Origin of the sequence: Rhizobium sp. WW_1 (genome assembly GCF_003610155.1) — a bacterium.
Classification (GTDB): domain Bacteria; phylum Pseudomonadota; class Alphaproteobacteria; order Rhizobiales; family Rhizobiaceae; genus Rhizobium; species Rhizobium tropici_A.
The window spans coordinates 186820-198684 of the sequence record NZ_RAIN01000004.1; the positions used below are offsets into that span (position 1 = coordinate 186820).

At 60.4% G+C, this 11865-nt stretch carries 11 protein-coding genes; all 11 read right to left on the reverse strand.

The window, feature by feature from the left end; genetic code table 11:
- Window positions 1-5: 5 nt before the first annotated feature.
- Complete coding sequence (gene cysW / locus BJ928_RS14005; protein WP_047629914.1) at window positions 6-878, reverse strand: sulfate ABC transporter permease subunit CysW; 873 nt, start codon at window positions 876-878, stop codon at window positions 6-8.
- Window positions 868-1725 carry a sulfate ABC transporter permease subunit CysT gene (cysT, locus tag BJ928_RS14010; RefSeq protein WP_047629915.1) on the reverse strand — a complete coding sequence of 286 codons (858 nt, stop codon included), beginning with the start codon at window positions 1723-1725 and terminating at the stop codon, window positions 868-870. The genes cysW and cysT overlap by 11 nt, the downstream gene beginning before the upstream one ends.
- A gap of 6 nt (window positions 1726-1731) precedes the next feature.
- Entirely contained in the window at window positions 1732-2760 is a 1029-nt protein-coding gene (locus tag BJ928_RS14015) for a sulfate ABC transporter substrate-binding protein (RefSeq protein ID WP_047629916.1), read from the reverse strand.
- A 161-nt stretch (window positions 2761-2921) separates the two neighbouring features.
- A complete protein-coding gene (locus tag BJ928_RS14020) occupies window positions 2922-3377 on the reverse strand; it encodes a PTS sugar transporter subunit IIA (protein ID WP_047629918.1) in 456 nt (151 codons plus the stop codon).
- Window positions 3378-3477: 100 nt separating this feature from the next.
- Window positions 3478-4170: a response regulator transcription factor gene (locus tag BJ928_RS14025; RefSeq protein ID WP_047629919.1), complete on the reverse strand. Its 693-nt coding sequence runs from the start codon at window positions 4168-4170 to the stop codon at window positions 3478-3480.
- Window positions 4167-6878, reverse strand: coding sequence for a sensor histidine kinase KdpD (locus BJ928_RS14030; protein WP_047629921.1), 2712 nt, complete (start codon window positions 6876-6878; stop codon window positions 4167-4169). Before BJ928_RS14030 ends, BJ928_RS14025 begins: the two co-directional genes overlap by 4 nt.
- 62 nt (window positions 6879-6940) lie before the next feature.
- Window positions 6941-7546 carry a K(+)-transporting ATPase subunit C gene (locus BJ928_RS14035; RefSeq protein WP_047629922.1) on the reverse strand — a complete coding sequence of 202 codons (606 nt, stop codon included), beginning with the start codon at window positions 7544-7546 and terminating at the stop codon, window positions 6941-6943.
- Window positions 7547-7558: 12 nt separating this feature from the next.
- Complete coding sequence (kdpB, locus tag BJ928_RS14040) at window positions 7559-9646, reverse strand: potassium-transporting ATPase subunit KdpB (protein ID WP_047629924.1); 2088 nt, start codon at window positions 9644-9646, stop codon at window positions 7559-7561.
- 48 nt (window positions 9647-9694) lie between these two features.
- Entirely contained in the window at window positions 9695-9856 is a 162-nt protein-coding gene (locus BJ928_RS38810; protein ID WP_183079408.1) for a hypothetical protein, read from the reverse strand.
- An 11-nt stretch (window positions 9857-9867) separates the two neighbouring features.
- Window positions 9868-11571 (reverse strand): potassium-transporting ATPase subunit KdpA, encoded by a 1704-nt coding sequence (kdpA, locus tag BJ928_RS14045; protein WP_047629927.1) that lies wholly within the window; start codon window positions 11569-11571, stop codon window positions 9868-9870.
- Window positions 11572-11598: 27 nt separating this feature from the next.
- Window positions 11599-11688 carry a K(+)-transporting ATPase subunit F gene (gene kdpF, locus BJ928_RS14050; RefSeq protein WP_047629929.1) on the reverse strand — a complete coding sequence of 30 codons (90 nt, stop codon included), beginning with the start codon at window positions 11686-11688 and terminating at the stop codon, window positions 11599-11601.
- Window positions 11689-11865: the final 177 nt, after the last annotated feature.

Sequence of the window (11865 nt, forward strand, 5' to 3'; positions counted from 1 at the left end):
TTCCTTCAGTGACGCCGGCTGGCTGCGATCTCTTCGCTATAGCGCATTTCCAGCAGCGTCTTCAGTATCAATGTGATGAGGGCAAGCAGAGCCAGAAGCGTGGCAACGGCAAAGGCCCCCGAGAAATTATATTCGTTATAGAGAATCTCGACCTGCAGCGGCATGGTGTTGGTTTCACCACGAATATGACCCGACACGACCGACACGGCACCGAACTCACCCATCGCGCGGGCGTTGCAGAGCAACACGCCATAGAGCAAGCCCCATTTGATGTTCGGCAACGTGACGTACCAAAAGGTCTGCCAGCCATTCGCCCCGAGGGAGAGTGCTGCCTCCTCGTCCGCACTGCCCTGCTCCTGCATCAGCGGGATCAATTCACGGGCGACGAAGGGAAAGGTAACGAACATCGTCGCCAGCACGAGCCCCGGAACCGCAAACAGGATCTGGATACCGTTGCTCTGCAACCAGGGGCCAAGCGCGCTGTTCGAACCGAACAGAAGCACGAAAACCAGACCCGAGATAACCGGGGAAACGGAGAACGGCAGATCGATCAGCGTCGTCAGGAAGGCCTTGCCCTTGAACTCGAACTTGGCGATCGCCCATGCCGCCGCGACACCGCAGACGAGGTTCAACGGCACGCTGATGCCCGCAACGATCAGCGTGAGGCGGATCGCAGCAAAGGTTTCTTCGTCAACCAAGGAATCGAAGAAGGTCCCAACCCCCTTGCGGAAAGCCTCGACAAAGACTGCTGCCAGCGGCAACAGCACCATGAGCGTCAGGAAAGTGAGCGAGATCAACACGAAGACGATGCGTGCGAACCGGCTTTCGGTAATGACAGACTGACCCGTGTCGGCGGCAGCGGAAAGATTATGCGCCATAGCCATATCTCCTTCTGCTCCATGACTGGATGAGATTGATGATCAAAAGCATGGTGAAGGAAATGAACAGCATCACCGTCGCGATCGCCGTTGCCGCGGCATAGTTATATTCCTCCAGCCGGATGACGATGAGCAGCGGCGCGATTTCCGAAACATAGGGCTTGTTGCCAGCGATGAAGATCACCGATCCGTACTCACCGGCGGCGCGCGCGAACGCCAGCGCAAACCCGGTGAGCGCTGCCGGTGCAAGGCCGGGAAGCAGCACCCGGGTTATCGTCTGGAAACGCGACGCACCAAGGGTCGCCGCCGCCTCTTCGACTTCGCGGTCGATCTCCTCCATGACAGGCTGCGCGGTACGCACCACGAAGGGCAAGCCGACGAAAATCAGCGCGATGACGATACCGATCGGGGTAAAGGCGATCTTGATGCCGAGCGGCGTCAGGAACTGACCGATCCAGCCGTTCGGCGCGTAGAGCGTCGTGAGCGCAATACCGGCCACAGCCGTCGGCAGCGCGAACGGCAGATCGACCATCGCATCGAGGATGCGCTTGCCCGGAAAGCGATAGCGCACCAGCACCCAGGCCAGGATAAGCCCGAGCACGGCATTGACGAGCGCGGCGATAAATGCGCCGCCGAAACTCATGCGCAGCGCATAGAGCGTACGCACGTCAAGCGCGAGAGCCCAGAATTTCTCCCAGCCGAGAGCGCTGCTTTTCCACAACAGTCCCGACAGAGGAATGAGAACGATAAAGATGAGCCAAGCCAAGGTAACGCCGAGCGCCAATCCGAATCCCGGAATGACGCTCGGCTGCCGTAACCGCCACCGTTTGCGGGTTATAGAATGCATCCAGCCTTATTGCCCCGGCTTGTAGACTTGGTCGAAGATCCCACCATCATCGAAGAATTTCGGCTGAGCTTGGGCCCATCCGCCGAAATCGTCAATCGTCGCAAGCTTCAGGGTCGGGAAACGGGCGATATCCTTGGGATCGGCCACTTCCGGCTTGATGGGCCGGTAGTAATGCTTGGCGGCGATCTTCTGGCCTTCATCCGAGTAGAGATAGTTCAAATAGGCTTCCGCGACCTTGCGCGTGCCTTTCTTGTCCACATTCCCGTCGACGACGGCAACCGGCGGATCGGCGCGGATCGAGAAGGACGGGGTCACGACTTCGAATTTGTCGGGGCCAAGCTCGTCGAGCGAGAGGTAGGCCTCGTTTTCCCAGGCGAGCAGGACGTCGCCGAGACCGCGCTGGACGAAGGTGGTCGTCGCGCCGCGCGCACCGGTGTCGAGAACCGGCACATGTTTCAGCAACTGCGTCAGATATTCCTGTGCCTTGGCATCATCGCCGCCATTGGCCTGCTTGGCCCAGGCCCAGGCTGCAAGGATGTTCCAGCGGGCGCCGCCAGAGGTCTTCGGGTTCGGCGTGATGACTTCCACGCCATCCTTGATAAGATCCGGCCAGTCCTTGATACCCTTGGGATTGCCCTTGCGCACCAGGAAGACGATGGTCGAGGTATAGGGAACGGAATTGTTCGGGAATTTGGTCTTCCAGTCGGCCGGGATCTTGTGCGTCGCCTTGGCGATCGCATCGATATCGCCTTCAAGAGCGAGCGTCACGACATCGGCATCGAGACCGTCGATGACGGAGCGCGCCTGCGCGCCGGAACCACCGTGCGAAGCCTTGATATTGACGGTTTCGCCCGTGTCCTTCTTCCATTTGGCGGCAAAGGCCGTGTTGAAGTCCTTATAGAGTTCACGGGTCGGATCGTAGGAAACATTGAGAAGCGTCTTGTCCGCCGCAAAGGTCGGCGCAACGGCCGCGATCGAGAAACTGCCGATCAGAACTGCGGTGGCGAGAAGCCGTGAAAGCTTAATCGTCTGCATGAATGCACCCCCTTCGTTTGTCCCTAAACCCTATCAACTTGGTCGTATAAAGTAACGAAGACAGTTCCCGTTTTGAGCAACTGCGGAGAACAGCATCCCATAGAATCCGGAAAAGTGAAATCACATTCCCGAATAACAATCAGCGCGCGATTGGCGCACTGTCAGAGGATGGTGTCGGACATGAACACGGAGTAGAGTTCGTCGGCCTTCTTCGTCTGCCGCATCGCCGCCAGGACGCCTTCAGTCCGCAAACGCCTCGCGATCGCCGCCAGCACGTTCAGATAATCGCTGCGACCACCTTCCCCGAACAGCAGGACGAATGCCCATTCGGTCGGCACGTCGTCGATCGCCTCGAAATCGATGGCATGGGCAAAATGCACCATCAGACCTCGCGGCCTCGTCATGCCGGCAAGGGCGGCATGCGGAACCGCAACGCCATTGCCAATCCCCGTCGTACCTAATTTTTCGCGCGTCTCCAACGCCCGCAGAACCATTCCCTCATCCAAGCCGAAGCAACTGGCCGCTTTCGACGACAGCATCTGCAATGCCCGCCATTTGGTCGGAGCGGAGACGCCGACGAAGACATGTTCGGGAAGAATGATCGTGGAAAGGTCCATGGTCGCACTCAAGGTCGGGCAATAAATTCTGAAATGGCATTGGTCGTCACACGATCGAGGCCAGATCGCCTCGATAATGGGTCTTTAAGTCCCTACCGCGTCAATCCGGTTCGCGTAGCCGATAGCCGACGCCTGTTTCGGTGGTGATATATTGCGGCTGATCGGGAATGTCCTCGATCTTCTGCCGGAGCTGGCGCACATAGACGCGCAGATACTGCACATCGGCTGCCGGACCCCAGATCTGCTTCAACAGGAACTGATGGGTCAGCACCTTGCCGGCGTGCTGCGCCAGCACCCGCAGGATGTCATACTCCTTCGGTGACAGCTTGATCTCCTTGCCGTCGACCTTGACGATGCGCTTGACCAGATCGATCGAGAGACCACCGGTCTGGAAGATTGCCTTCTCGCCTTGCTGCTGCAGGCGATGGCGCAGCGCCACACGGATGCGGGCTGCAAGCTCGTTGACGCCGAAAGGCTTGGTCACATAATCGTCGGCACCGCTTTCCAGCGCCTTGACGATACCCGCCTCGTCGGTGCGACTGGAGAGGATGACGACGGGGATCTGCACCCCGTCCTCCCGCCAGCCGAGCAGCAGATCCTGGCCCGACTTATCCGGTAGGCCGAGATCGAGCACGATCAGGTCGGGTTGGTCTTCGTCAACCGATGCCTGAGCCGACGCGGCGTTCTGCGCCTCGTTGACGACGTAGCCCTGAGCACCGAGGCCGACGCGCAACAGTTTGCGGATCGGCGGTTCATCATCGACGACGAGAATCTTGACGGCAGTTGTGTTCATTTCAGTTCATCCAGCTTAGGGACATCTGTTGGTTTCGGCAGGCGGATGGTGAAAACAGCTCCCTGCCGATCCGTTCTGTTGCCGGCAGCGATCGTTCCACCCATCGCTTCGATGAAGCCCCGGCAGATGGAAAGGCCAAGGCCGGTGCCAGCACGCACCTGATCGCCCTTGCGCACGCGGTAGAAGGTATCGAATACACGTTCAAGGTCGGCGGGCGGAATGCCCGGTCCTTCGTCCATCACCCGAAAGACGATATTGTCGATGTCGGCCCATGCTTCGAGGCGAATGGCCGAGTCCTCCGGCGCATATTTGGCGGCATTGTCGAGCAAGTTGAACAGCACCTGCTCGAACAGAACCGGATCGACCTTCACCATCGGCAGATCGACGGGCATCTGCACGTCGACACGATGATGGGTCAGGATCTTTCCCGCACGACGCAGGGCACTCCCGACGATATCGCCGGCGTAATGCAGCGCATAGTTCGGCTCCATGGCGCCGGACTCGATCTTGGTCATGTCGAGCAGGTTGGCAATGAAGCGATTGAGGCGTTCGGATTCGTCGATGACGGTCGACAGGAGATCGACCCGGTCCTCGTGCGGCAATGTCTCCAGATAGTCGCGCAGCGTTCCCGCCGCACCGAGGATGGCCGCAAGCGGTGTTTTCAAATCATGCGAGATGGAGGTGAGCAGCGCGGAGCGCAGCCGGTCGGCCTCCACGGCCAGCTTGGCGCGGTCGACATCGGCAACCAGTTGCACGCGCTCGATGGCGAGTGCCGCCTGGTCGGCAAGAGCATCGAGCAGCCGCTGCTGCTCCGGCGTCAAAAGCGGGCCGTCGCGGCGATCGCTGTCGAGGCCGATGACGCCGACAGCGGTCCGGCCGGTGCGCAGGGGAACATAAAGACGCTTGGCGCCGGGCAGCGTGTCCGCGCCGCGGCCGGCGGCATGATTGTGCTCCCAGGCCCAGCGCGCCGCAGCGATATCGGCGTCGTCGAGCGTATCGTCAGGCGGATAGCCCGCCTTGACCGCAATCGTGCCGTGTTCCGGCAGAAGCAGCACGACGCGCAGCTTCAGCATCGAGGCCAATTGAAACGCGGTTGCCCAAAGAACGTCGTCAAGCGTACCCGTGCCCGCGAGTTTCTTCGAGAAAAGGTAGAGGTCTTCGGTCGTTCGCGCGCGCTGGCGCGCCGCCGCCGCCTGCCTCTGCACGGTCGCCGTCAGATTGCTTGCAATCACCGCGACACCGAGGAAGAAGAAGAAGGCGAGCACGCTCTCCGGATCGCTGATCGTCAGCGTATAGCGCGGTGGCAGGAAGAAGAAATTGAAGGCAAGCGCGCCGAGAATACAGGAATACAGCGCTGGGCGCAGGCCCTGCGTTACAGCGCTCGCCAGAACCGCCATCAGGAAGACCAACGCCAGATTGCGCACATCCAATACCTGATCGAGGATGACGCAGAAGCCGAGCGCGATGGCCACGTAAAGCGTTGCCAGGACATAGCTGCGGAGCTGGAAGACCGGAGCCGGCGCTGCGACCTTGAGGCCGCGGCTTGCGGCCGGGCCATCGGCATCGCTGCCGGAGATGACATGGACGCTGATATCTCCAGCCTTACGGATGAGATCATAGGAAACCGAACGGCGCGACCAATCGCGCCACGACCCGATCTTCGGCGAACCGATGACAATATGCGTCACATTGTTGCTGGCAGAATGGCGAAGCAGCTCCTCCGCCACCTCGCGGCCCGGAAGGGTGATCGCTTCACCGCCGAGTTGTTCGGCGAGCCTGAGCGTTGCGGCAATCGTGTCGCGCTGCGCCTCGGTCAGGCTGATGGAGCGGTTGGTCTCGACATAAACGGCGGCCCAGGGCGCACGCAGGCGTGACGCCATGCGCGCCGCGTAGCGGACCAACGACGCCGACCGAGGATGATGGTCGATGGAAACGAGCACACGCTCGCCGGCTGCCCACGGTCCCTGGATCGCATGCGCCTGCATGTGTGTGAGGAGCTGGTCGTCGACGCGCTGGGCCGTACGCCTCAGCGCCAGTTCGCGCAGCGCCGTCAGATTGCCAGGCGTGAAATAGTTGGTCAGCGCCCTTTCGGCCGTCTTCGATACATAGACCTTGCCGTCGTGCAGTCGTTTGATGAGGTCGTCCGGCGTCAGGTCGATGATCTCGACGTCGTCTGCCATATCGATGATCGAATCCGGCACTGTCTCCCGCACGCGGATGCGCGTGATCTGCGAGACGACATCGTTCAGACTTTCCACATGCTGGATATTCAGCGTCGTGTAGACATCGATCCCGCGCTCCAGAAGCTCTTTGACGTCGAGATAGCGCTTCGGATGGCGACTGCCCTGTGCATTGGTGTGAGCCAGCTCGTCGACGAGCACGAGTTCGGGCCGGCGCTTCAGAATGGCATCGAGGTCCATTTCCTCGAGCGCCCTGCCCTTGTAATCGACATTGACGCGGGGGATGATCTCGAAACCGTCGAGCAATGCCTGCGTCTCGCGGCGACCATGCGTTTCGACGACGCCGACCACGACATCGACGCCATCGGCAATCTTCGCCCTGCCGGACATCAGCATTTCATAGGTCTTGCCGACGCCGGGGGCAGCACCCAGAAAGATTTTCAACCGACCGCGTGTCTCTGCCCGCGCCTTTTCCAAAAGTGCATCGGGCGAAGGCCTGCTTAGCGTGTCGCGGCTGTCATCTGCCATCAGAGTGCTTTGTCTTTCCTGACGAGATTGAGACGGCGTGAAGCCGTCTCAATCTGCTCAACTTACTGTTTCATAGAAGCATCGAGCGCCTGGTTCAATGCCAGCACGTTGACAACAGGCTCGCCGAGAACGCCAAGCTCCCTGGGTTCGACAGCTGCGTCGACAAGCGCCTTGACCTTGGCCTCATCCATGTTGCGAGCCTTGGCGACACGCGGCACCTGGAAATAGGCTGCTTCGGGCGAGATATCCGGATCGAGACCACTGCCGGAAGTGGTCAACAAATCCATGGGAACCGGCGTATTCGGATTCTGCGCCTGCAACGTCGCGGCGTCACCCTTGATCCGAGTGATCAGGCTCGAATTGGTGGGGCCCAGATTGGAGCCCATGGAATTGACGGCGTTATAGGGCGCAGAAACCGTTTTGGTCGAGTCGTTCGGGTCGGCAGCGGTTGTCGCCGACGGGCGACCGTGGAAATACCGGTCGCTCGTGAAGTTCTGGCCGATGAGGGTGGAGCCGATCACCTTGCCGTCCTTCTCCACCAGGCTGCCATTGGCCTGGTTTGGAAAGAGCGCCTGGGCGACACCCGTCATGGCTAGCGGGTAGGCAAGGCCGGTCAGGACGGTCGTGGCGACGATCATGACGATGGCGGGTCTGATTTGTTTAAGCATGATGGGAACTCCTTAGGCGAGGCCGATGGCGGTAATCACCAGGTCGATGGCCTTGATGCCGATGAAGGGGACGATGATGCCGCCGACGCCATAGATCAACAAGTTGCGGCTGAGCAGCGCACCTGCACCGATCGGACGGTAGCGGACACCCTTCAGCGACAACGGGATCAATGCGACGATGATGAGCGCATTGAAGATGATCGCCGAGAGGATGGCGCTTTGCGGCGTTGCCAGATCCATGATGTTCAGCATTTTCAATTGCGGATAGAAGGCGATGAACATTGCGGGGATGATGGCGAAGTACTTCGCGATGTCGTTGGCGATCGAGAAGGTGGTCAACGCGCCGCGGGTCATGAGCAACTGCTTGCCGATCTCGACGATTTCGATCAGCTTCGTCGGGTCGCTGTCGAGGTCAACCATGTTGCCGGCCTCGCGGGCGGCGACCGTGCCGGTGTTCATGGCGACGCCGACATCAGCCTGGGCGAGTGCCGGGGCGTCGTTCGTGCCGTCACCGCACATGGCGACCAGCTTACCCTGTGCCTGTTCCTGGCGCATCAGCGCCAGTTTCATCTCAGGCGTTGCCTGGGCAAGGAAGTCGTCGACGCCGGCTTCGGCAGCGATGGCGGCAGCCGTCAGCGGGTTGTCACCCGTGATCATGACAGTGCGGATACCCATGCGGCGCAGCTCGGCAAAACGCTCGCGGATACCGCCCTTGACGATGTCCTTGAGGTGAATGACGCCAAGCAGGCGGCCGTCGCGGGCAACGGCAAGCGGCGTGCCGCCGGCCTTGGCGATCTCGTCGGCAATCGCCTGCAGTTCGCGCAGCGTCTCGCTTGATGTGCGGGATATCACAGCCGTGCCTTCGGCCCCGCTGTTGGCGGCACCTTCGACATAGGCGACCACAGCATCGACAGCGCCCTTGCGGATCGAGGAGCCATCGAGGTCGACGCCGCTCATGCGCGTCTGGGCAGTGAAAGGCACGAAGGTCGCCTTCAAGCTCGTCATGTCGCGGCCGCGGATCGCATATTTCTCCTTGGCGAGCACGACGATGGAACGACCCTCCGGCGTTTCGTCGGCAAGCGAAGCAAGCTGAGCCGCGTCAGCCAGATCCTGTTCGCTGATGCCGCGGACAGGGCGGAACGCGGTTGCCTGGCGGTTGCCGAGGGTGATCGTGCCGGTCTTGTCGAGCAGCAGCGTGTCGACGTCACCGGCGGCTTCAACCGCACGACCGGACATGGCGAGCACGTTGAAACGGACGAGACGGTCCATGCCGGCGATACCAATCGCTGAAAGCAAGGCGCCGATAGTGGTCGGGATCAGGGTGACGAAGAGAGCAACCAGCACGACCGTCTGGATCGATCCGCCTGCATAGGCGGCAAAGCTCGGGATCGTCACCGTCGCCAGGACGAAGATCAGCGTCATGCCGGCCAGCAGGATGTTGAGCGCGATTTCGTTCGGCGTCTTCTGACGTTCGGCGCCTTCGACAAGTGCGATCATGCGATCGATGAAGGTCGATCCGGCGGCAGCCGTAATGCGCACACGGATTTCGTCCGACAGGACCTGAGTACCGCCTGTTACTGCCGAGCGGTCACCGCCCGATTCACGGATGACGGGGGCCGACTCGCCGGTGATCGCGGCTTCGTTGACGGAGGCGACGCCTTCGATGACTTCGCCATCCGACGGAATGATGTCGCCGGCTTCGACCAGAACGACATCGCCGACCTTCAGGCTGGTGCCGGGCACCATCTTGTAGTCGGTGCGGCTGTTGCCGACGAGAAGCTTCGCCTGGGTTTCGGTGCGCGACTTGCGCAGCGAATCCGCCTGTGCCTTGCCGCGGCCTTCGGCAACGGCCTCGGCGAAATTGGCGAACAGGACCGTGAACCACAGCCAGATGTTGATCTGCAGCGAGAAGGCGAGATTGCCGCCGCCGGTGATAAGGTCGCGCAGGAAGAGGATGGTCGTCAGCATCGAAACGACGGCGACCACGAACATGACGGGGTTTTTGGCAAGCGTGCGCGGGTTCAACTTCTTGAAAGCGGCGCCGATAGCCGGAACGAGGATGCGAGAATCCAGAAGACTCGCTGATTTTAACTGGCTCATAAGAGGCTCCAGCGTGAAGAGGAAAACGTCAGATCGGAACGCTGCCGATCAGCCGATTAAAAATCCGAAGACGACGAGGCCGAGAAACAGGGCCGCCATCGCCAGCAAAATGGCGTCGGAAGCACAGGTTATTCCGGCCGGGCCACGCCCCCTGTCTGAGGGGCGTGGATCGATGACTTTTCGAAGCCTGGCCAAAAGCGGTTGGCTCATGACATCATTCCTTAGAAGGTCTGACCAGCGATCATCGACAGATGTTCGACGATCGGTCCAAGCGCCAACGCCGGGAAGAAGGTCAGCCCACCGACGATCAGGATCGTGCCGACGAGAAGGCCGACGAAGAGCGGGCCGTCCGTCGGGAAAGTGCCGGCGGAAGCAGGGACCGTCTTCTTGCCGATCAAGGAGCCAGCGATAGCGAGGGCCGGTACGATGACCAGGAAGCGACCGATCAGCATGACGATACCGAGCGTGGTGTTATACCAGGGGGTATTACCGGATAGACCGCCGAAGGCAGAGCCGTTGTTCGCCGCCGCCGAGCTGTAGGCGTAGAGGATCTCCGAGAAGCCATGCGGGCCGGAATTGCCGACAGATGCGACGGCGGCAGGCAGCACCACGGAGATTGCGGTGAAGATCAGCATGCCGAAGGGCAAGCAAAGCACGGCAAGCATTGCCATCTTCACTTCTTTGGCTTCGATCTTCTTGCCGAGATATTCCGGCGTGCGGCCGACCATCAGGCCAGCAACGAAGATGGCGATGATGACGAACATCAGGATGCCGTAGAAACCGGCGCCGACACCGCCGACGATGACTTCGCCGAGCTGCAGGTTGATGAGCGGGATCATGCCGCCGATTGCGGTGAAGCTGTCGAGCATGCCGTTGACCGCGCCGCAGGACGCCGCAGTGGTGATGACAGCAAACAGCGAGGAGGCAGCAATGCCGAAGCGGACTTCCTTGCCTTCCATGTTGCCGCCCTGGATGCCGAGCGCGTGAACGAGCGGATTGCCGGCGGCCTCTGCCCAGTAAGTGACAAGCACGCCGACAATGAACAATACGCCCATGGCGGCAAGGATCGCCCAGCCCTGACGCTGGCTACCGACCATGCGACCGAAGACGTTGGTCAGCGCGGCACCGATGGCGAAGATCGACAACATCTGAATGAAGTTGGAGATCGCGTCCGGGTTTTCGAACGGATGAGCGGAATTGGCGTTGAAGAAGCCGCCACCGTTCGTACCGAGCATCTTGATGGCCAGCTGCGAGGCAACCGGTCCGACGGCTATCGTCTGCTGCGCGCCTTCGAGCGTCGTGGCGTTGACATAGGGTCCGAGCGTCTGCGGCACGCCAAGATAGACGTAGACCAGCGTCAGCACGATGCAGATCGGCAGCAGGACGTAGAGCGTCGCACGAGTCATGTCGACCCAGAAATTGCCGATCGCCTTACCCGAGGCACGCGCGAATGCGCGGATCAAGGCCACCGCAATGGCAATACCGGTTGCGGCGGACACGAAGTTCTGCACCGTGAGGCCCGCCATCTGCACGAGATAGGACATCGTGCTTTCGCCACCATAGTTCTGCCAGTTGGTATTGGTGACGAAACTGGTCGAGGTGTTGAAGGACAAATACGGGTCGAGGGACGTCATGCCGGCCGGATTATACGGCAGGCTGCCCTGCAATCGCTGAAGGAAATAGAGAACGATGAAGCCGGCAAGGCTGAATAGCAGCATGGAGACCGAATAGGTCGTCCAGTGCTGTTCTTCGCGTTCGTTCGTGCCGGACAAACGATAAAGCCCCCGCTCCACAGGACCGAGGACGAAAGAGAGAAGAGTGCGCTCGCCGGTAAAGACACGCGTCATATAACCGCCGAGCGGTTTGACGAGCAGGAGTAAGATCCCGATGTAAAGGAGGATCTGAAGCCATCCGTTGAAGGTCATGGAGGTAACTTTCCCTACCCAGCGCTGCTAGAAGCGCTCGGGGCGAATGAGAGCGTAAACCAGGTAGGCGGTAAGAAAAATCGTTACGCCGCCACCGAGAATGTAATCGAGAAGCATTGCCGTCTCTCCGACTAGAGGCTGTCGCAGGCCTTGGTGTAAGCGACACAGAGGAGGAAGAATAAAACGCCGATCCCGACAAGAATAATGTCCATCATCGATCGCGATTCCTTGATTGTTATTGTTGACTGCAGAAGCGATGAAAGGCGCGCTCCGACGAAGAGGCGCCTCTTTTCT

Bases quoted from the DNA above. Each gene is read 5' to 3' on its own strand.
- BJ928_RS14030 (WP_047629921.1), bottom strand. From the start codon at position 6,878: ATGGCAGATGACAGCCGCGACACGCTAAGCAGGCCTTCGCCCGATGCA.
- cysT (WP_047629915.1), bottom strand. From the start codon at position 1,725: ATGCATTCTATAACCCGCAAACGGTGGCGGTTACGGCAGCCGAGCGTC.
- kdpF (WP_047629929.1), bottom strand. From the start codon at position 11,688: ATGCTTCTCGATTACATTCTCGGTGGCGGCGTAACGATTTTTCTTACC.
- kdpB (WP_047629924.1), bottom strand. From the start codon at position 9,646: ATGAGCCAGTTAAAATCAGCGAGTCTTCTGGATTCTCGCATCCTCGTT.
- BJ928_RS14015 (WP_047629916.1), bottom strand. From the start codon at position 2,760: ATGCAGACGATTAAGCTTTCACGGCTTCTCGCCACCGCAGTTCTGATC.
- BJ928_RS14020 (WP_047629918.1), bottom strand. From the start codon at position 3,377: ATGGACCTTTCCACGATCATTCTTCCCGAACATGTCTTCGTCGGCGTC.
- cysW (WP_047629914.1), bottom strand. From the start codon at position 878: ATGGCGCATAATCTTTCCGCTGCCGCCGACACGGGTCAGTCTGTCATT.
- kdpA (WP_047629927.1), bottom strand. From the start codon at position 11,571: ATGACCTTCAACGGATGGCTTCAGATCCTCCTTTACATCGGGATCTTA.
- BJ928_RS14035 (WP_047629922.1), bottom strand. From the start codon at position 7,546: ATGCTTAAACAAATCAGACCCGCCATCGTCATGATCGTCGCCACGACC.
- BJ928_RS14025 (WP_047629919.1), bottom strand. From the start codon at position 4,170: ATGAACACAACTGCCGTCAAGATTCTCGTCGTCGATGATGAACCGCCG.
- BJ928_RS38810 (WP_183079408.1), bottom strand. From the start codon at position 9,856: ATGAGCCAACCGCTTTTGGCCAGGCTTCGAAAAGTCATCGATCCACGC.